This window comes from Kitasatospora purpeofusca (assembly GCF_034043715.1).
GTDB lineage: Bacteria > Actinomycetota > Actinomycetes > Streptomycetales > Streptomycetaceae > Kitasatospora > Kitasatospora purpeofusca_A.
The window spans coordinates 45,960-63,105 of the sequence record NZ_JAXCLC010000027.1 but is presented as its reverse complement, the minus strand read 5'-3'; the positions used below and the strand labels follow the sequence as shown (position 1 = coordinate 63,105).

General features: G+C 72.7%; 21 protein-coding genes and 3 tRNA genes. 13 read left to right on the top strand and 11 right to left on the bottom strand.

The genetic code is table 11. The features are described from left to right. Positions 1 to 183 precede the first annotated feature (183 nt). The 5 genes from SM793_RS16250 to SM793_RS16230 all read right to left on the bottom strand — a co-directional run bounded on the left by SM793_RS16250 (position 184) and on the right by SM793_RS16230 (position 4,949). Entirely contained in the window at positions 184 to 2,409 is a 2,226-nt protein-coding gene (locus tag SM793_RS16250; protein WP_320438886.1) for a DEAD/DEAH box helicase, read from the bottom strand. A gap of 209 nt (positions 2,410 to 2,618) precedes the next feature. Then, a complete protein-coding gene (locus tag SM793_RS16245; RefSeq protein ID WP_320438885.1) occupies positions 2,619 to 3,422 on the bottom strand; it encodes a hypothetical protein in 804 nt (267 codons plus the stop codon). Positions 3,423 to 3,646: 224 nt separating this feature from the next. After that, on the bottom strand, positions 3,647 to 4,021 hold the full coding sequence (crcB, locus tag SM793_RS16240) for a fluoride efflux transporter CrcB (RefSeq protein ID WP_320438884.1): 375 nt from the start codon (positions 4,019 to 4,021) through the stop codon (positions 3,647 to 3,649). Further along, positions 4,018 to 4,473 (bottom strand): DUF190 domain-containing protein, encoded by a 456-nt coding sequence (locus tag SM793_RS16235; protein WP_320438883.1) that lies wholly within the window; start codon positions 4,471 to 4,473, stop codon positions 4,018 to 4,020. The genes crcB and SM793_RS16235 overlap by 4 nt, the downstream gene beginning before the upstream one ends. Further along, positions 4,470 to 4,949: a fluoride efflux transporter FluC gene (locus tag SM793_RS16230; protein WP_413815972.1), complete on the bottom strand. Its 480-nt coding sequence runs from the start codon at positions 4,947 to 4,949 to the stop codon at positions 4,470 to 4,472. The genes SM793_RS16235 and SM793_RS16230 overlap by 4 nt, the downstream gene beginning before the upstream one ends. Before the next feature lie 80 nt (positions 4,950 to 5,029). Here SM793_RS16230 and SM793_RS16225 point away from each other — a divergent pair, with 80 nt between their 5' ends. From SM793_RS16225 to SM793_RS16200, 6 genes are all read left to right on the top strand, one after another. Then, positions 5,030 to 5,371 carry a metallopeptidase family protein gene (locus SM793_RS16225; RefSeq protein WP_320438923.1) on the top strand — a complete coding sequence of 114 codons (342 nt, stop codon included), beginning with the start codon at positions 5,030 to 5,032 and terminating at the stop codon, positions 5,369 to 5,371. Positions 5,372 to 5,499: 128 nt separating this feature from the next. Beyond that, positions 5,500 to 5,572, top strand: a tRNA-Glu gene (locus SM793_RS16220). A gap of 65 nt (positions 5,573 to 5,637) precedes the next feature. Beyond that, positions 5,638 to 5,711: transfer RNA gene (locus SM793_RS16215), tRNA-Asp, on the top strand. Between the two features lie 27 nt (positions 5,712 to 5,738). Then, positions 5,739 to 5,815, top strand: a tRNA-Phe gene (locus SM793_RS16210). Positions 5,816 to 5,989: 174 nt separating this feature from the next. After that, positions 5,990 to 6,406, top strand: coding sequence for a prevent-host-death protein (locus SM793_RS16205; protein WP_320438882.1), 417 nt, complete (start codon positions 5,990 to 5,992; stop codon positions 6,404 to 6,406). Then, positions 6,403 to 6,828: a cytotoxic translational repressor of toxin-antitoxin stability system gene (locus SM793_RS16200; RefSeq protein WP_320438881.1), complete on the top strand. Its 426-nt coding sequence runs from the start codon at positions 6,403 to 6,405 to the stop codon at positions 6,826 to 6,828. The genes SM793_RS16205 and SM793_RS16200 overlap by 4 nt, the downstream gene beginning before the upstream one ends. 69 nt (positions 6,829 to 6,897) lie before the next feature. Here SM793_RS16200 and SM793_RS16195 read toward each other — a convergent pair whose 3' ends face one another. After that, on the bottom strand, positions 6,898 to 8,031 hold the full coding sequence (locus SM793_RS16195; RefSeq protein WP_320438880.1) for a hypothetical protein: 1,134 nt from the start codon (positions 8,029 to 8,031) through the stop codon (positions 6,898 to 6,900). 84 nt (positions 8,032 to 8,115) lie between these two features. Here SM793_RS16195 and SM793_RS16190 point away from each other — a divergent pair, with 84 nt between their 5' ends. Further along, on the top strand, positions 8,116 to 8,883 hold the full coding sequence (locus SM793_RS16190; RefSeq protein WP_320438922.1) for an IS1096 element passenger TnpR family protein: 768 nt from the start codon (positions 8,116 to 8,118) through the stop codon (positions 8,881 to 8,883). Positions 8,884 to 8,958: 75 nt separating this feature from the next. Here the strand turns inward: SM793_RS16190 and SM793_RS16185 are convergent, their stop codons facing one another. Further along, entirely contained in the window at positions 8,959 to 9,162 is a 204-nt protein-coding gene (locus SM793_RS16185; RefSeq protein WP_030918248.1) for a cold-shock protein, read from the bottom strand. Between the two features lie 376 nt (positions 9,163 to 9,538). Between SM793_RS16185 and SM793_RS16180 the strand changes: the two genes are divergently transcribed. The 3 genes from SM793_RS16180 (at position 9,539) to SM793_RS16170 (ending at position 11,258) form a co-directional block, all read left to right on the top strand. After that, entirely contained in the window at positions 9,539 to 9,763 is a 225-nt protein-coding gene (locus SM793_RS16180) for a hypothetical protein (RefSeq protein WP_045940986.1), read from the top strand. A 215-nt stretch (positions 9,764 to 9,978) separates the two neighbouring features. Continuing rightward, positions 9,979 to 10,524 carry a Uma2 family endonuclease gene (locus SM793_RS16175; RefSeq protein WP_320438879.1) on the top strand — a complete coding sequence of 182 codons (546 nt, stop codon included), beginning with the start codon at positions 9,979 to 9,981 and terminating at the stop codon, positions 10,522 to 10,524. A gap of 47 nt (positions 10,525 to 10,571) precedes the next feature. Beyond that, positions 10,572 to 11,258, top strand: a complete 687-nt coding sequence (locus tag SM793_RS16170; protein WP_320438878.1) for a 2-phosphosulfolactate phosphatase — start codon at positions 10,572 to 10,574, stop codon at positions 11,256 to 11,258. Positions 11,259 to 11,403: 145 nt separating this feature from the next. Here the strand turns inward: SM793_RS16170 and SM793_RS16165 are convergent, their stop codons facing one another. The 4 genes from SM793_RS16165 to SM793_RS16150 all read right to left on the bottom strand — a co-directional run bounded on the left by SM793_RS16165 (position 11,404) and on the right by SM793_RS16150 (position 14,942). After that, positions 11,404 to 12,348, bottom strand: coding sequence for a hypothetical protein (locus SM793_RS16165; RefSeq protein WP_320438877.1), 945 nt, complete (start codon positions 12,346 to 12,348; stop codon positions 11,404 to 11,406). Next, positions 12,345 to 12,866, bottom strand: coding sequence for a SigE family RNA polymerase sigma factor (locus SM793_RS16160; RefSeq protein WP_053648632.1), 522 nt, complete (start codon positions 12,864 to 12,866; stop codon positions 12,345 to 12,347). Before SM793_RS16160 ends, SM793_RS16165 begins: the two co-directional genes overlap by 4 nt. A 191-nt stretch (positions 12,867 to 13,057) precedes the next feature. Then, entirely contained in the window at positions 13,058 to 14,404 is a 1,347-nt protein-coding gene (locus tag SM793_RS16155; RefSeq protein ID WP_320438876.1) for an FAD-binding oxidoreductase, read from the bottom strand. A gap of 154 nt (positions 14,405 to 14,558) precedes the next feature. Beyond that, complete coding sequence (locus SM793_RS16150) at positions 14,559 to 14,942, bottom strand: VOC family protein (RefSeq protein WP_043467156.1); 384 nt, start codon at positions 14,940 to 14,942, stop codon at positions 14,559 to 14,561. A gap of 117 nt (positions 14,943 to 15,059) precedes the next feature. Between SM793_RS16150 and SM793_RS16145 the strand changes: the two genes are divergently transcribed. The 3 genes from SM793_RS16145 (at position 15,060) to SM793_RS16135 (ending at position 17,089) form a co-directional block, all read left to right on the top strand. Further along, on the top strand, positions 15,060 to 15,749 hold the full coding sequence (locus SM793_RS16145; protein WP_320438875.1) for a TetR/AcrR family transcriptional regulator: 690 nt from the start codon (positions 15,060 to 15,062) through the stop codon (positions 15,747 to 15,749). Between the two features lie 31 nt (positions 15,750 to 15,780). Continuing rightward, a complete protein-coding gene (locus SM793_RS16140) occupies positions 15,781 to 16,212 on the top strand; it encodes a GNAT family N-acetyltransferase (RefSeq protein ID WP_320438874.1) in 432 nt (143 codons plus the stop codon). Between the two features lie 319 nt (positions 16,213 to 16,531). Next, positions 16,532 to 17,089 carry an SRPBCC family protein gene (locus tag SM793_RS16135; RefSeq protein ID WP_320438873.1) on the top strand — a complete coding sequence of 186 codons (558 nt, stop codon included), beginning with the start codon at positions 16,532 to 16,534 and terminating at the stop codon, positions 17,087 to 17,089. Positions 17,090 to 17,146 lie beyond the last annotated feature (57 nt).

The window sequence follows — 17,146 nt, the reverse complement described above, 5'->3', positions numbered from 1 at the left end:
GGGCGCCGCGCCACTGGTTATTCTCAGCAGCAGAACAACGACTGCGGGCGCCCGACGGTAGCCGCCGGGGAACGCCGAACGGCCACGGGCCCGCTCCGAGGGTGCGGAGCGGGCCCGTGGCCGTGGTGCTGTGCTGTGCGCGGCTAAGCGGCTAAGCGGCTAGGCGCTAGGCGCTAGGCGACGTCAGTTCTTCCAGCGCGGCTTGCGGTCGTCGCGGTTGAAGCCGGAGTTGTAGCCACCGGAGGAGCGGCCACCGCGCTCGTCGCCGCGGTCACGGTTGAAGCCACCGCCGGACTGCGGACGGCCACCGGAGCGGTGGTCGTCACGGCGGGCGAACGGACGGTTGGTGCTGCTGCCGCCGCGCTCGTCGCGGTCACCGAAAGAACGGGCCGGACGGTCACCGAAGGAGCGGGCCGGACGGTCGCCGAAGGAGCGGGCGCCACGGTCGTCGCCACCGCCGCGGTTGAAGCCGCCGCCCTGGCCGCGGTCACGGTCGCCGAAGGAACGGCCACCACGGTCGTCACGGTCACGGTTGAAGCCGCCACCCTGGCCACGGTCACGGTCACCGAAGGAACGGGCCGGACGGTCGTCACGGTTGAAGCCACCGCCGCGGTTGAAGCCGCCACCCTGGCCGCGGTCACGGTCGCCGAAGGAACGGCCACCACGGTCGTCACGGTCACGGCTGGAACCGCCGCGCTCGCCACGGTCACGGTCGCGGTTGAACGGCGGACGCTCGGTGCGCGCCTCGCGGTACGCCGGCGTGCGCTCCTCGGTCGGCTCGGCGGCGGCCGCCGGCTCGGTCACGGTCGCGGCAGCGGTCTCCTCGGCCTCGGCGGCCGGGGCCTCGTCCACGATGCCCAGCTCGGCCCGCTCGCGCGCGGCCCGCGAGGCCAGCCGGTCGGCCTCCTCGCGCAGCTCGGTGGCGCGGCGCTGCGCGCGCTCCAGCTGACGGGTCATGTCGGCGATCTCGCGCTCGGCGGCGCCCGCGATGTTCGCCGCGCTCTCCGCCTGGACCTCGACCAGCGAGCGGGCACCGGTGATCCGGGCCACCTCGGGGTCGAAGGCGTGGTCGAGGATGTGGCGGCCGGCGTCGACGCCCGCGTCCTCCATCAGGCGGAAGACGCCGCGGCGCTGGTGCGGCAGCACCAGGGTGACGACGGTGCCGGAACGGCCGGCCCGGGCGGTACGGCCGGAACGGTGCAGGTAGTCCTTGTGGTCGCCGGCCGGGTCGACGTTCAGCACCAGGTCGATGCCGTCGACGTGGATGCCGCGCGCGGCGACGTCGGTCGCGACGACGACGTTGACGTAGCCGTCCTTGAAGTCGCCGAGCACCCGGGTGCGGGCGCCCTGGGTCATGCCGCCGTGCAGCGCGTCGGCCTTCACACCGGCCTCGAGGAGCTGCTCGGCGACGCGGTCGGCGCCCATCTGGGTGCGGACGAAGATGATCGTGCGGCCCTTGCGGGCGGCGATCGCGTTGGTGATCGGCGCCTTGTCCTTGGGCTTCACCACGAGGATGTGGTGGGTCATGGTGGTCACGGCGCCGGCCGACGGGTCGACCTCGTGGGTGACCGGGTTGTTCAGGTAGCGCCGGACCAGGGAGTCGATCTCGTTCTCCAGGGTGGCGGAGAACAGCAGGCGCTGGCCGCCGACCGGGACCTGGTCGAGGATCTCGGTGACCTCGGGCAGGAAGCCCATGTCGGCCATCTGGTCGGCCTCGTCGAGCACGGCGACCTGGACGTCGTCGAGCTTGGCGGAACCGCGGTTGATCAGGTCGCGCAGACGGCCGGGGGTGGCCACCAGGACGTCGACGCCGCGCTCCAGCGCGTAGATCTGGTTCGACATCGAGGTACCGCCGCAGACGACCTTGAGGCGCAGGCCGAGCACCGAGCCGAAGGGCTCCAGGGCGTCGGCGACCTGCATGGCCAGCTCGCGGGTCGGGACGAGGATCAGACCGCGCGGCTGCTTGGCGCGGGTGCGCTCGCCGGCGGCGAGGCGGGTCAGCAGCGGCAGGCCGAAGCTGAGGGTCTTGCCGGAGCCGGTGCGGCCGCGGCCCAGCACGTCCTTGCCGGCCAGGGCGTCCGGGATGGTCGCGGCCTGGATCGGGAACGGGGTGGTGACGTCGCGCTTGGCGAGGGCGCGGACGATGTCGTCCGGCAGGCCCAGGTCGCCGAAGGTGAGGGTCGGCTCGGCCTCGGCCTCGGGGGCGCCCTCGACGGCGTCGGTGCTGTCGGTGGTGTCGGTGGTGTCGTCCGCCTCGACTGCGTCGTCCGCGACGACCTCGGCGGCGGTGTCCTCGACGGCGTCGACGGCGGCGATCAGCTCGGCGTCGGCCTCGGGGGCGGTGGTGGTGACATCGGCGGCGGACTCGCTCGCGGGCATGGCGAAGCGGGCGTCGTCAACGAGAGACATGCAAAACCTTCCGGAAGTGGCACGCGCCAAAGTCCGGGGTTCTGTTTCACAACCGCCTCTATGCGGTCAGCCACGGATCGCCGGAACGCGCCAAGGGCGCCAGATGGATGTAGGGCGCCAGACAAATGAATCAAACGAACGATCTACCACCATAGACGAGCCTGGGGACCGGAGGCAAATGCCGAGCCCAGGCTGTGACTCAGGTCCCTTCAGTGTGCGCCCGGTCCGGCACTGGGAGCCGCCGTGGCGCTGGGCGCGACCGTCGGCTCCGGGGCCGGGCTGGCGGTCGGGGCGGGTGTGGTGTGGCCGGGCTCCGGCGAGGACGGATGGCCGGACGGGCTGGCCGCCGGGGCGGAAGCCGTGGCTCCCCCGGCGCGGCCGTCGCCGGTGCCGGTGGTGGCCCCCGTGCCGCCCGTGGGGTGGCCGGTACCGCCGGCGGCGGCGCCCGTGCCCGCCGTTCCTCCGGCCGCCCCGCCCGCCGCGACGCCACCCGGACGAGGTGCGGGGCTGGCGCTCGCGCCCCCAGCAGTGCCGCTCGCGCCGGGCGCGGGTTCACCAAGGGCCGCCGCCGGTACGGGCTCCGCGTCGGCGGGTGCGCCGTTGACGCCGCCCGCGCCGTTTCCGCCCCCGCCGCCCGCCGCACCGTTCGCGCCGTTCGCGCCGACGGCCGACTCCCCGGGGGCCGCGTTCATGCCGCCGGCCGAGGCGCTCTGGGCCTGCGCGCCCCCCGTCCGCTCCGACCGCCCGACCGCGCCGCCCTGGTGTCCGCCACCGCTCGGCGAGGCCGAGGCGGTCGGCCCCGGCCTGGTCGGCGTCCCGGCCTGGCCGACCGGCACCGTGCGGTGCTTCTCGTCCGCGCCCGGCCCGACCGACATGCATCCGGTCAGACCCAGCCCGGCCACCGCCAGGGCCGCCACCGCCCGCACCGCTCCGGTCCGCACCGCACCGGGACGCACCGGGCCGCCTCGGTCCACCGCCGTCTCCCGCTCCGCCACCGCACGCATCGCACGCATCGCCGCCACCGAGCTCCCTCTCCCGCCCCGCCCGGGCCGCCCACCACACGCGCACGGCCACCCTTGCGGGTGCCCAACGCGCGCCCCCGGCGCACGGACACGGGTGGACGCACCGGGAGCACTCGAACGAGCGCCGGGCGGGGCTCCTTCGCTCGGGGATTCGACCGCTCGGGGCTCAGGGGTTCGACGGAGGCCCGGGGGCCGAGGGCGGAGGCGGGCGCGGGTCAGCCCCAGAGGACCCCGGCCAGCCCGGCACCCGCGTACACCGCCGCCAGGCCCGTCAGGACGCTGCCCAGGACGTTCACCAGGGCGTAGCGCCCGGCTCCGCCCTGGACCAGCCGCAGCGTCTCGTACGAGAACGTCGAGTACGTGGTCAGCGCGCCGCACAGCCCCGTCCCCAGCAGCAGTTGGACCTTCGAGGACGCCGCACCGGCCGCCACCGCCCCCGTCACCAGCCCGAGGGCCAGGCAGCCGACCGCGTTCACGGTGAAGGTCCCCCAGGGGAAGACCGAGTCGTGCCGGGACTGCACGGCCCGGTCGGTCAGGTACCGCAGCGGCGCGCCCACCGCCGCGCCGAGCACCACCAGCAGCCAGTTCACGCCCCGGCCCCCGCCGCGCCGCTCCCGTCGACACCGCTCCCGCCGGTGCCGAGCCCGTCGCCGGCGTCGGGCCCCGCGTACCGCAGCACCTCGCACCACTCCAGGGTCACCAGCCCCGCCGGCCGCAGCCCGTCCAGCTCGGGCAGGAAGGCCCGCACCCGCTCCTCCGTGTCCACGATCACCACCGCCACCGGCAGATCCTCGCTCAGCGACAGCAGCCGCGCTGTGTGCACCAGCGAGGACGCGCCGAAGCCCTCGATCCCCCGGAACACGCTCGCCCCGGCCAGCCCGGCGGCCCGCGCCCGGTGCACGATCTCGCTGTACAGCGGACGGTGGTGCCGGCGGTCGTTCTCGCCCACCAGCACGGTCAGCCGCAGCGCGGGCCCGCCCAGCCGGCCGGCCCCCCGGGCTGCTCCGGGCGCGCCGGCAGCCCCGGGCGTTCCGGCCGTCATGCCCGCGCCCCGGTCCGGCGCAGCAGCCCGCGCGTCAGCCCGGCCGCCGCCCAGACCGCCGTCAGCGCCGCCAGCAGCGTCAGCGCCAGGTACGCCGCGGCCGGTCCGGGCCGCCCCTCCGCCACCAGCCGGCGGAAGTCCGCCTCGTACGTCGAGAAGGTCGTGAACCCGCCCAGCACACCGGTCCCGAAGAACGGCCGCACCAGCGGATGGGCCGGGCGCCCCTCGGTGATCACCACCAGGAAGACCCCGATCACGGCGCACCCCGCCACGTTCACCAGCAGGGTCGTCCACGGGAAGGCCGAGGGGCCGGTCGGCCGCAGCAGCCCCGCCCCGTACCTGGCCGCCGCCCCCAGGGCCCCGCCGGCCGCGACCACCGCCACCGTCGGCCCCTGCCCGCGCAGCACCGGCGGGCGTCGCCGCGCCGCCGGGCCGGGCGCGGCACCGTCCGCCACCAAGTCCTCCGAAGTCGCCACGGCCCCATCAAACACCGGCGGACACCGGCGCCGACCACCTGGCACACCGTCACCGCAGACCCGACAATGATCCGGTGGAGATGACCCCGGAAGAGTTCGAGGTACTGGTCGCGGACGCGCTCGACCTGATCCCCCCGCAGCTCGCCGCGATGATGGACAACGTCGCCGTCTTCGTCGAGGACGAGCCCGACCCGGCCGATCCGGAACTCCTCGGCCTCTACGAGGGCACCCCGCTCACCGAGCGCGGCGAGTGGTACGCGGGCGTCCTCCCCGACCGGATCACCGTCTACCGGGGCCCGACCCTGCGGCTGTGCGAGGAGCGCGAGCAGGTCGTCGAGGAGGTCCGCACCACGGTGATCCACGAGGTCGCCCACCACTTCGGCTTCGACGACCACGAGCTCGACGAACTCGGCTGGTCCTGAACCCCGCCCCGGAACCCGGCTCGACGACCTGCCCGACGACCTGCCCGAAACCCGTTTTGGCGATCGGCCCGACATCCCATATGCTTCTCGACGTCCCCGAACGCCGGAAACGGCGGGACAGGCCGCAAGCCCTCATCGTCTAGTGGCCCAGGACGCCGCCCTTTCAAGGCGGTAGCACGGGTTCGAATCCCGTTGGGGGCACGCAGTACCGTAGTACAGTGCAGTGAAGCAAGACCCAGTAAGGCCTGAGTGGTTCGCCACTTCAAGGTCCCGTGGAGCAGTTGGTTAGCTCGCCACCCTGTCAAGGTGGAGGTCGCGGGTTCAAGTCCCGTCGGGATCGCTCGTCTCGCAAGAGACGGTGCAGTACGGCCAGGTAGCTCAGTTGGTACGAGCGTCCGCCTGAAAAGCGGAAGGTCGCCGGTTCGACCCCGGCCCTGGCCACCACGCCTGACCAGGCACGATGCCCCCGAAGCAGCTCGCTTCGGAGGCATTTTCGCGTTGTTCGACGCCAACGGCACAGCGGACGGTCACCATCCCTCCGACCGGATCGAAGTACGTGACGTACTTGACGTACTTCCTTGCGAGCGCCATCCTGGTTCATGGACGAGGAGGCTCCCCATGACAGCGGTCCACTACAAGAGCTACACCGAAGCCCGCGCGCACCTGAAGGATCTACTGGACGCAGCCGGGCAGGGCCGGGTCGCGACCGTTCGCCGGGACACCGGGTACGCGGCGGTGGTGGACGCGGGACGGCTCCGTCATGCCCTCACGCTGCTGTGCCCGTCCAAGGCCGAGGTGGTCGCCGAGGGCGGCGGCTGGTCGATATTCTTCCCTGGCCTTCCGGTCGCTGCGGATGGCGACACGTTCGACGAGGCCATCGACGAGATGATCGACGCGCTGCGTGAGTACGCAGAGGACTGGCAGAACCGGCTCCTGAACGCGCCCAACCATCGCGACAACTGGGGCCTGGTCCAGTTGATCGGCATCAGCGACGACGCGCAGCTTCGCGATTGGCTTCTCGGAGTCGCGAAGTGACCTGGCCTCAGCCGACCCGCGAACGACACGAGCAGTTCTGCAAGGTCGAAGGCTGGGACCGCGTACGTGACGCGCGCGGTCGCACCGGCACCCACCACATCACCTACGAGTTCGGGCTCCCCGATGGGCGGATCCTGCGTACTCGGGTATCGCATCCGATCGACCGCACCGCGTACGGCGCGAGCATGTGGGCGCACATCCTCCGCGATCAGCTGGACGTGACGGAGGATGTCTTCTGGCCCTGCGTCCTGGACGGCACGCTTCCCGATCGAGGCTCGCCCGAGCCGCCACGCGAGGCGCTTCCCGTAGACCTGGTCTACATGCTGATCAACCGCGTCGGACTCACCGAGGAGCAGGTCGCCGAGCTGGACAAGGCCCAGGCGATCGCGCGACTCCAGCAGTTCTGGACCGAGGGGCACTGACCCCGGCTGCCGAATTGCAGCCGTGGCTCACCCCTGTCCCTCGGCGCGCGAACGCGGCAAGGACGGGCGTCAGCCCCGCAGAGCCCGGTCGTCGAGCCGACGCAGCAGGCCGGGCAGGCGCTGGTGCCGGTCGCGGAGTGCTGCGAGCCGCTGCCGGAACTCAAGGCTGCGGCCGACGTGGTCACAGGCGTCTCGGAGCTCGACCAAGAGGGCCACGGCGGTGTCGTAGCGGGCCGTCTGCTTACGCGCGACATGGTTCTCGACCTCGCGCCAGATCGCTTCCTCGTTGGTAGCCAGGGCGGTCAGCTTCTTGGCCCGTGCCTCGATTCGAACCCGCTCGGCACCCCGCCGGCGCTCGGTAGCCAGCGTGTGCGCAGCGTCCAGCAACTCGGCGGTGGAGCGCTGCCCCGGCACGGTCGCGACGGGCGGCTCGCCGCGCAGGCGGCGCAAGAGTTCGGCTCCCAGCTGAGGCTCGCCCCCCAGCGCGAGACGCAGTAGGAGGCCGTCCTTCTCCTTCTCAGGAAGCGCGGCGATCAGCGGTGCCAGCTCCTTCTGTCCGGGCCTCTTCCGAGGCTCTGGGGCGGGCGGGCTGGCTTGGGCGGCGACCGCGAGCAGGTCGGCGTCGACACGCAGGAAGTCCGCGAGCGCTCGCTGCGGCGCGGTGAGCCGGTCGAGCCCGGCCGGGACCGGGGGCTCGACCGCTTCCTGGTAAGCCTCCTCGTTGTCGTCCTGGAACGCCCAGGTGCCGATGGCGGACAGCCACGCGAGGTACAGGGCGCGGTGATCCCCGGAAGCCAGCTCGGCCCGCACCCCGGCGATGGCACCGAGCGAGTCCTCGGCGCCCTCCTCCCAGTCCCCGCCCTCGTCCTCGCTGCGCAGGTCCAGAACGAGGTGGGTCTTGGTCGTCCATGCCTCGACACACTCGTCGAAGCAATACGGCTCCAGCGCCCGCAGCGTGAGCTGCCTCTTGGGCACGCGCAGGATCACCTGGTGGGTTCCCCAGTCGGCCAGGTAGAGGTGAGCGTCGTAGTACTGCTCCACCATCCGCCGAGGTTCGCCGCGGAAGTTGCCCCAGTGGTACTCATTGGTGAAGCTGGTCGCGGTAATCCGGGCCCGGGTGGACAGCGCCCGCAGTTGCTCCTGCTCGTCGCTGGTCAGCGGCCGGTCGATCGCCAGGAACTCGTAGTACTGGTACTCGCTCATCGCTGCGACCCTAGCGGGACCCCCGACTCCCGATGATGGAATCCGCCAAGCCCGTTCTGGCGTCTCGTCCGGGTACCGGCAGGCATCCGCCTCGACAGGCTGCACCAGGTCATCCGCATCACCGTCGAGCGCCGGATGACGGCCGACGCGGGCCACCACTACCCCGTCTGCGTGGACGGCGCGGGAGCCTGCCCGTCTGAGGACTGCGGCGGCCCAGGCGGGTACGAGGGCCTCAAGCAGACCCTCCATGATTCCGCCAACCCGGAGCACGAGGACCTGCTTCGCCGGCTCGGTCTCAAGACAGCAGCCGACTTCGACCCGGCCCGCTTCGACCTGCGCGATCCACCAGCAACTGCACACCCTCGACTGACCAGCACAGTCCGGTCCGAGACTCCGGTTGACGCCAACACTGACGCCAACCGCCGTACACAACGACGTCCACAGCCGCACTTCCACGGACGACAGAACCGCTCAAAAGAGGGCATTCCTGCGCCCCGGCTCGGCCTGAAAAGCGGAAGGTCGCCGGTTCGACCCCGGCCCTGGCCACAACCAGGAGGCCCCCGCAGCGAATTCGCTGCGGGGGCCTTTTCGTGTCGTTCGACGCCGGGGGCACAGCGGACGGTCGGCTCCGATACGGCAGCTCCGGTGCGGCAGCTCCGGCGGCCACGCAAGAGCGGCGTGCACCCGCGCTCGGTGCGGACCGGCCGGCCGCCGTCGCCGAACTCGATCGCGGCCTGGACGACCGACCCGGTGTGGCGACCTCACTCCAGGAAACCGCGAATTCGCTGCGGGGACCTGTCACCCGACATACCCCGCGCCGACGAGCCCCGAAGCCGGGCCGATGTCCCGTGAAAAGCCGAAAGGCCCGCACCGCGCGTGCGCGGTGCGGGCCTGGGGCCGATCGGCGGAGCCGGTCAGCGGGAAGTACTAGAGCGGACGAATGTTCTCCGCCTGCGGGCCCTTCTGGCCCTGCGTGACGTCGAACTCGACCTTCTGGCCCTCGAGCAGCTCACGGAAGCCGTTGGCGTTGATGTTCGAGTAGTGGGCGAACACGTCCGGACCGCCACCCTCCTGCTCAATGAAGCCGAAGCCCTTTTCCGCGTTGAACCACTTCACAGTGCCGTTAGCCATTTAAAAATATCCTTCGAATGGGACGTCCGAAACTCACAGGTCGCGAGTTTCGCGTCGCCGCGATGATGACCCACCCGGGGAATGGCCGGGTAACAAAATACGCCTGCAGTAAGAGCCAGCAGGCGCACACAAAGTTCATGGGAACCACAACTGCAACTACCACGACTGTAGCAGGGTCCGCACCGCAACGGGGGAGTTCGCCCTGGCCAGTTCCTCGGCGTGGCTCCGACCTGCGGTGTCGCCGGGCAGTCAGCCCCTGCCGGCGGCTCTTCGCGCGCCGGGGCGCGCACCGTCGCCCCCGCCCGTGGGCCAAGATCCAAAATATCCGGCGGATCAAGCCACCCGCTCCACCGAAATCAGGCGCATACTGGCAAGGATGACGAATTCAGCCGCGCCCCGGCGCCACCTCCCCACCAGCCCCTTCCGTCGGGCTCCGGCCCCGCCGCCGCCCAAGCAATTCGCCGTCGGAGACCGGGTGACGCACGACGAGTACGGACTCGGCCGCGCCATCGGCGTCGAGGGCGAACTCGCCGTGCTCGTCGACTTCGGCTCACGAACGGAGCGGATCACTGCACCTTTCGCCAAGCTCTTCCGGCTGTGACCCCTGGCGCCCGGTCGACTCGGATGCCGACCGGCGCGAGGGCGGACAGCCATCGACTCCGCCACCAGAAGCATGAGGACGTGCGGCGCCGGTTGACGCCGGTGCCGACGCCACCCCGCCCCGGAGGGCTCGCTCTCCGGGCCTTCCGCATGCGCGAGCCCGGTGGCGGACTACGCTAAGGCGTGTTGCCCGGCCGATCCCAGGAGACCGCGCGCATGAACCCGAAGCACTTCGCCCTCCTCGACGAAGCCCGCCGGAGCCTGCCCGACGGCTTCAAGGTGGAGATCTCGGGCGACACCATCGTGATGACGGTCAGCCCCTCGGGCATCCATCAGCGGAACCTGCTGCTGGTCCGCCGCCAGTTCGACCGGCACACCCCGGCCGAACTGCTGCCGAGCGAGAACACCGATCTGGTCTCGCCCGCTGTCGGCAAGAGCCGCAACCCGGATCTGACCTACCTGCCCGGGGATGCCTTGGCGACCTCGGCCAACCAGGTCCCGGCCGAGCTCGCTGCCATCGCCGTCGAGCTGGTCTCCCCCTCGAACCCGGAGAACGACTGGGTGGGGAAGGTCCGCGACTACCCGTTGATGGGTATCCCGCTCTACCTGCTGGTCGACGCCCGGCAGAAGACGGTCACACTGTTCAGCCGGCCCGACGGCGCGAAGTACCACCGCCGTGAGGACGTCGAGTTCGGCGAGACCCTGCACATCCCCGAGCCGTTCGGCTTCGACCTGGTCACGGGGGGCCTGCTGCCGTACTGACCCGAAAGAGGTGGGCGGGGCAGCCGGGGTCCGCGATCATGGCGGGCATGGACTCCAGTTTTCTCGGGATCGACGAGGTGGCCGAGGTTCCGGCCGTCGCGGTCGTGGTCGATGTCATGCGTGCCTTCACCGTGGCCGCCTGGGCGTTCGGGCGGGGGGCCGAGAAGATCGTTCTCGCCGGGTCGCTGGACGAGGCCCTGGCGTTGAAGGCCCGGCGGCCCGGTTGGGTGGCGCTCAAGGACGGGCCGGCGGCGCCCGGGTTCGACGCCGTCAACTCGCCGGGGCTGCTGCGGGACGTGGACCTCACCGGGCGGACGGTGGTGCAGAAGACCACGGCCGGAACGGTCGGCGCCCTGGCGGTGAAGGACGCCCCGCTGGTGCTGTGCGCGGGATTCGTGGTGGCGGGGGCGACGGCGCGGCTGCTGCGGGACCGGGGGTGCGGGAGCGTCACCTATGTGGTCACCGGCGAGGACGGGCGGGCCGAGGAGGACCTGGCGTGCGCCCAGTACATCGCCGAAAGGGCCGCCGGGGGCGGGACGGACGCGGACGCGTTCCTCCGCCGGGCCGCCGGGTCGCGGGCCGCCGCCGAGCTGGCGGAGGGGGTGCGGGAGGGCGCCCATCCCGACGACGTCGCGCTCTGCCTCGAACTCGACCGGTTCCCCTTCGCCATGGTGGCGGCCCAGGAGGACTCGCTGACGGTGCTGCGGCCGGTCGCCGTGCCCGCGGCGCTCTGACCGCGGCGCTCCGATCGCCGACGCCCCGACCGGCAACGCTCCGACCGCCGACGCCCCGATAGCCGACGCCCCGACCGCCGACGCGGCGGGCCCCGGAGAGCGGACTCTCCGGGGCCCGCCGGGTCGGACCGGGGTCAGCGGGCGGTCAGTTCTCCGCCCAGCCCTTCTTGCTGCCGATCAGCGAGCCGTCGGCCGCGTAGAGGCGGAGTTCGGCCGGGACGCCGCGCTTGGCGGCGCCGATCCAGCGGGCCTCGGAGTCGCCGAGGGACAGGATGGCGGGCTCGGCGGTGACGCCGTCGGCCCACTCGATCACGGCCCGGGCGACGCCCGGGGGCACCAGGCCGATGTCCACCTTCGGGACGGTGTACAACGGGTCCTCGGCGCCGTTCTTGGCCTGGGCGCCGAGCCAGAAGTGGCCGAATTCGCGGGGCGCCTCGCTGTCCGCCCGGTAGAAGCCCACCGGGCTCCCGGGCGGCGCGACGAAGGTCTCCTCGGAGCGCGCGAGCCGCTTGCCGTCCTGGATGTAGTAGAAGACCACGTGGTCCGCGTCCGGCGTCCCGTACTGGTTGAGGAAGTCGTCGGTGGGCGCGGGCCAGGGGGAGCCGGCGTCGGCGTCCTCCTGCCAGATCAGCCGGGCCTGCTCGCGGATCCTCTCCTTGCCGGGGGCCGGCCACAGGGCCGCCCAGACGCTCCAGGGCTTGCCGTCCTTGGTGCCGGCGAGCACCTGGATCCGGGTGGGGACGAGCGGGTCGCGAGGGGCGCCCGGGGTCGCGGCGGGCCCCCCGGCGGCCGGGGTCAGCACGGTCGACACCTCCGCGCTCGACGTCACGGCCATCGTGCGGCCGGCCGGTCCGCCGAGCCCGCCGGCTCCACCGCTCACCGCCGCCACACCGCCGAGGGCGGCCACCAGGGTCAGCGCCAGCGCCCCGCCCAGGGACGTCCGCCGCCGGACCACCCGCCGCCGACCGCCGGCCAGCACCGCCCCGTACGGCGCCGGTCCGGTCTCCATCGTCTCCACCAGCCCGGCCAGGGCCCGGGCCACCTCCTCGCCGCCGGCCACCTCGGTCGTCTGCGCCTCGTCGCGGTTCATGCCGCACCTCCGATGCTCGTCATGGTGATGAGTGAGGAGAGCTCGCGCAGCTTGGCGATGCCCTTCGACGCCTGGCTCTTGACCGTGCCCACCGAACAGCCCATGGCGGCCGCGGCCTGGGACTCGCTCAGGTCCTCCCAGTAGCGCAGCACCACCGCCTGCCGCTGGCCCGGCGGCAGGGTGCCGAGCGCCTCCAGCAGGGCGGCCCGCTCGTCCAGGCGGGCGAAGCCGTCCGGACCGGTCCGCTCCGGCACGGCGTTGACCAGCTGCTCCGGGACCCGGCGCCGGAAGCGGCGGGCGTGCTCGTTGATGACGATCCGGCGCACGTAGGCGTACGGTTCGTCGGCCTTGGTGACCCTCCCCCAGGCGGCGTAGGTCCGCTCCAGTGCGGTCTGCACCACGTCCTCCGCGAGGTAGCGGTCCCCGGTCAGCAGGAACGCCGTTCGCATCAGTCGTGGCCAGGCACCGGTCACGAACGCGTTGAAATCGGCGTCCCGCTCGGCCTTCTTGGCTCCCATGAGTACCTCCTCGCCCTCCCAGAGCCCACTCCGGCCGTGAACCGTTGCCGGGGTGGTCCGCGGAGTGGTCCGCGCGGACAGTCCGAACGGGCAGCCGGGGAGGTCAGGAGGTTGGAGGTCAGAAGGCTAGAGGACCGGGCGGGACGGCCGGGAGGCGGGTCAGCGGGGAGGCGGGACGGCGGGGAAGCGGGTCAGCCGGCGGGCGGGATGTTGAAGTTGAGCCGGAAGAGGTTCCCCGGGTCGTAGACCGCCTTGAGCTCGGTGAGCCGCCGGTGCACGGGCTCCGGGTAGGCGGTGCGCACGACGGCCGGGTCGGCGTCGTCCAGGCCGAGGAAGTTGGCGAACGCGCCGCCGGTGGACCACGGGCGCAGCCGCTCGTGCAGGGCGGCGTGCGCGGTGCGCAGCCCGTCCAGCGCGACCGGGCCGATCATGCTGGTGGAGAAGGCCAGGTAGCCGGCGTCCCGGCCGCCGACGGCGTTCGGGACGGCGGGCTCGCGCGAGTACGCGCCGCCCTGGAGCCGGAACTCGACGATCAGCAGGCTGTCGGCGTCCGGTCCGGCGAGTTCCAGGGCGACGTCCGCCGTGGCGCCGGTGAACTCGCGCAGGGCGGTGTTGCGGTCGTACGCGGGGTGCGCGAACGGCGGCTCGTGGTGGATCGTGCCGGCCTCGGTGAAGGGCAGCTCGCGGACCGTGTCGAGGAGCGGGGTGCCGAAGGCGCGCAGCGGCCGGACCCATTCCTCGCCCTGCTCGGCGGGGCCGCTCCAGGCGACCCGCAGGACGACGGCGTAGCGGCCGCGGATCGGCTCCGGCACGGCGTCGAGGTCGGGGTAGCGGATCAGCTGGGCGGAGGTGGCGAGTTCCTCGGGGACGGTCCGGCTCCACTCGGCCCAGCCGTGCAGCGCGGCGGCGGCGGATTCGGCGGGGTAGTAGAGGCCGCCGCCGTAGAGGCCGGTGCAGGGGACGAGGTCGACCTCCATCGCGGTGACGACGCCGAAGTTGTCCTTGCCGCCGCGCAGGGCCCAGAACAGGTCGGGTTCGGCCGCGGGGCCGGTGTCGACGAGTCGGCCGTCGGCGGTGACGACCTCCAGCCGGCGGACGTGGTCGGCGGCGAAGCCGTGGCGGCGGCCGAGCAGGCCGATGCCGCCGCCGAGGGTGTAGCCGACCGCGCCGACGTCGGGGTTGGAGCCGCTCAGCGGGGCGAGGCCGTGCGGTGCGGCGGCGTCGAGCACCTGGCGCCAGCGGACGCCCGCCCCGACGGTGGCGGTGCGGGCGACCGGGTCGACGGTGACCTCGTCCAGCGCGGCGGTGTCGATCACCAGTTGGCCGTCGGTGGGCACGGAGATGCCGTGGCCGGTGGCGCGGACGGCGACGGCGAGGCCGTGCTCGGCGGCGTACCGGACGGCGGCGACCACATCGGCGGTGTCGGCGGCGGACACCACCAGCGCCGGGCGGTGGTCCAGCGCGAGGTTGTAGCCGGTCCGTCGGGCGTCGTACTCGTCGTCTCCCGGCCGGTGCACCGGCCCCTTGGTCTCGATCATGCCGGGAGGCTAACCCGCGCGGGGGCGGAGCAATCCCGTCCGTATCCGATCTCTGTCAGGTCGTCGGCGAACGGGTTCTGACGGGCGGTCATGACGGCGGGGCCCGGGCGCGGGACCCGGCGGGACCCGGGCGCGGGATCCGCGGTCGTGGGCGCTACCGGCTGTCGCCGGAGGCGCGGGTCATGATCTCCAGGTTGTGGCCGTTCGGGTCCTCGAAGTAGGCGCCGCGACCGCCGAACCAGTCGTTGACCCGACCGGCGTGGCGGTGGAACGGGTCGGCCCAGTAGGTGATCCCGCGGTCCTGGACCCGGCCGAGGATCTCGTCGAACTCCTCGTCCCCGACCAGGAAGGCGTAGTGCCCGGTGGGGACCGGCCCGTCGATCCGCATGACGTCCATCGCGACGTCGTTGGCGAGCCGGACGACGAGGAAGGGCTCGCTGCGCACGGGGGCGGCCAGACCGAGGATCTCGGTCAGGAAGCGCGCGGTCTCCTCGTCGTCCCGTGCCGGGACGATCGTGTGGTTCAGCTGAACGGCCATGGAACGCTTCCCTCCTGGGACTTCCGGACGTACCGACGAGCGTAGGACTTGAAGTCCGCTTCACGTCAAGCATGTCGTAAACTACACGATGTAGTGCATTGCAAGGAGGGTTTCCCCGTGACCGAACAGACCGCCCCGGCCGCGACCACCCCGGCCGACGGCGCGGACGCCGCCCCGGCCGGCGCGCGCCGCGGCATGCCGGAGAAGCGGGTGGCGATCGCCCGCGCGGCGCGCACCGTGTTCGGCCGCGAGGGCTTCACCCGCACCAGCGTGGACGCCATCGCCGCCGAGGCCGGCGTCTCCAAGCGGACCATCTACAACCACTTCGCCGACAAGGAGCAGCTGTTCCGGTCGGTGATCCTGGAGGGCGCCACCACGGTGGCCGCCACCCAGGCGAGGATCGCCGACCGCCATCTGCGGAAGATCGTCGACCTGCGCACCGACCTCGTCGACTTCGGCCTGGAGCGGGTCGACTCGCTCACCACCTTCGCCGAGCACTGGGCGCTGGTCCGCACCATCGAGGCCGAGGCGCTGCACATCCGCCCGGCGGTGCTGGAGGCCTGGCAGGAGGCCGGCCCCCGGGAGACCCACCGGGTCCTGACGCACTGGATGGCCGAGTTCGCCGAGCGCGGGCTGCTGGTGGTGCCGGACCCGGCCGAGGCCGCCCGGATGCTCAACCTGCTGACCTTCCTCGCCGTCGCCCAGCCCACCTTCTACGGCGCGCTGCCGATGCCGGCCGAGCGGATCGCCGAGGTCGTGGAGCACGGGGTGGCGGCGTTCCTCGCGGTGTACGGCGCACTGGGCTAGCCGGACCACCACGACCGTCGGGGGGCAGGAGATGGAACTCACCTTCGTGGACGTCGGGCCGGACGGGCCCGCGCTGCTCCGGGACGTCGCACCGCTGATGCTGGCGCTGCGTCCGGCGCTCGGGGCGGACGGCTTCGCCGGCTTCGCGGCCGAGGCGCACACCCAGGGGCTGGTGTTCACCGCCGCGTACGACGGGCGGGGGCGCTGCCTGGCGGTGGCCGCCCACCGGGTGCTGGCCACCAGCCGGGGGCGGCTGTTCTTCGTCGACGACCTGGTGACCGCGCCGTCGGCCCGCTCGGCCGGGGTCGGCGGGCGGCTGTTCGCGGTGCTCAGGGAGCGGGCCGCGGCGGCGGACTGCGCCCGGATCGAACTGGACTCGGGGACGGCCAACCACGGTGCGCACCGGTTCTACCACGCGCACCGGATGGCGGTCACCGCGCTGCACTTCGGCCTCGACCTCTAGGGTCCGGCTTCAAACCCGCGCCTGCCGTGCGGCGCTGGGGCACGCACCTCGCCGCGTTGCCGTCGGTCGCCAATGCTCCGCAGTGGCTCCCTCCTCCGCCTTGCGATGCACGCACCCCACCGCCGCACGGCCCGCCCTTCGGGCGGACGACGGGGGTTTGAAGACGGACCCTAGGGCCCGTCTTCGGCCCTTTCTTTAGCATCCGGCGGGTGGCCCCCGAACCGGTTCCGGGCGCGATGTGTCAGGTCCACGGCCGGACTTGACGGACCCGTCGGCACGCCTTTGACCCTCCCGCGGGCCGCCGCCCAGGATTCCGGCCATGGGAGAAAACACCGCAGAGAACGCCCCGCTTTTCCGTTCCCGGGCCGAGATCCGGATTTCCGCCACCCCCGACGAGATCTATTCGGTGATCAGCGACCTCCCGCGCTGCGGCGAGTGGAGCCCGGAATGCCAGGGCGGCAGCTGGGTCTCCGGCGCGCCGTCCGAGGTCGGTTCGGTGTTCCGCGGCGAGAACCTGCGCAGCCCGGACGTGGTCGCCTGGGCGCCGGTGGTCCGCGGCATCTGGTTCACCCATGCCGAGGTGGTCGCGGCCGAGCCCGGCCGGACCTTCCGCTGGGCCATGCGGGACACCGGCGGGCGCGCCCAGGACAGCGTCTGGGCCTTCGACGTGACCCCCGGCGCGGGCCCGGACCCGGACCACAGCGTGCTGGTGCACCACTTCCGGATGGGCGCCGCCACCGAGGGGATCCGGGGCATCACCGCCGGGATGGACGAGGACGCGAAGCGCCGCTTCTTCGCCGAGTGGGGCGAGAAGGTCGCGGCCGACCTCGGGGTGACCCTGGAGCGGATCAAGCGGGTCGTCGAGAAGGAGCACTGAATCCGGTCCCCCCCTGGAACAGCTCCCGAAAAAGGCTCCTGGCACGAAGTCCCGGCG

Coding starts and splice junctions, on each gene's coding strand:
- SM793_RS16250 (WP_320438886.1), bottom strand. CDS start 2,409: ATGTCTCTCGTTGACGACGCCCGCTTCGCCATGCCCGCGAGCGAGTCC.
- SM793_RS16245 (WP_320438885.1), bottom strand. CDS start 3,422: ATGCGTGCGATGCGTGCGGTGGCGGAGCGGGAGACGGCGGTGGACCGA.
- SM793_RS16235 (WP_320438883.1), bottom strand. CDS start 4,473: ATGACGGCCGGAACGCCCGGGGCTGCCGGCGCGCCCGGAGCAGCCCGG.
- SM793_RS16225 (WP_320438923.1), top strand. CDS start 5,030: ATGACCCCGGAAGAGTTCGAGGTACTGGTCGCGGACGCGCTCGACCTG.
- SM793_RS16205 (WP_320438882.1), top strand. CDS start 5,990: ATGACAGCGGTCCACTACAAGAGCTACACCGAAGCCCGCGCGCACCTG.
- SM793_RS16195 (WP_320438880.1), bottom strand. CDS start 8,031: ATGAGCGAGTACCAGTACTACGAGTTCCTGGCGATCGACCGGCCGCTG.
- SM793_RS16185 (WP_030918248.1), bottom strand. CDS start 9,162: ATGGCTAACGGCACTGTGAAGTGGTTCAACGCGGAAAAGGGCTTCGGC.
- SM793_RS16180 (WP_045940986.1), top strand. CDS start 9,539: ATGACGAATTCAGCCGCGCCCCGGCGCCACCTCCCCACCAGCCCCTTC.
- SM793_RS16175 (WP_320438879.1), top strand. CDS start 9,979: ATGAACCCGAAGCACTTCGCCCTCCTCGACGAAGCCCGCCGGAGCCTG.
- SM793_RS16170 (WP_320438878.1), top strand. CDS start 10,572: ATGGACTCCAGTTTTCTCGGGATCGACGAGGTGGCCGAGGTTCCGGCC.
- SM793_RS16165 (WP_320438877.1), bottom strand. CDS start 12,348: ATGAACCGCGACGAGGCGCAGACGACCGAGGTGGCCGGCGGCGAGGAG.
- SM793_RS16160 (WP_053648632.1), bottom strand. CDS start 12,866: ATGGGAGCCAAGAAGGCCGAGCGGGACGCCGATTTCAACGCGTTCGTG.
- SM793_RS16155 (WP_320438876.1), bottom strand. CDS start 14,404: ATGATCGAGACCAAGGGGCCGGTGCACCGGCCGGGAGACGACGAGTAC.
- SM793_RS16150 (WP_043467156.1), bottom strand. CDS start 14,942: ATGGCCGTTCAGCTGAACCACACGATCGTCCCGGCACGGGACGACGAG.
- SM793_RS16140 (WP_320438874.1), top strand. CDS start 15,781: ATGGAACTCACCTTCGTGGACGTCGGGCCGGACGGGCCCGCGCTGCTC.
- SM793_RS16135 (WP_320438873.1), top strand. CDS start 16,532: ATGGGAGAAAACACCGCAGAGAACGCCCCGCTTTTCCGTTCCCGGGCC.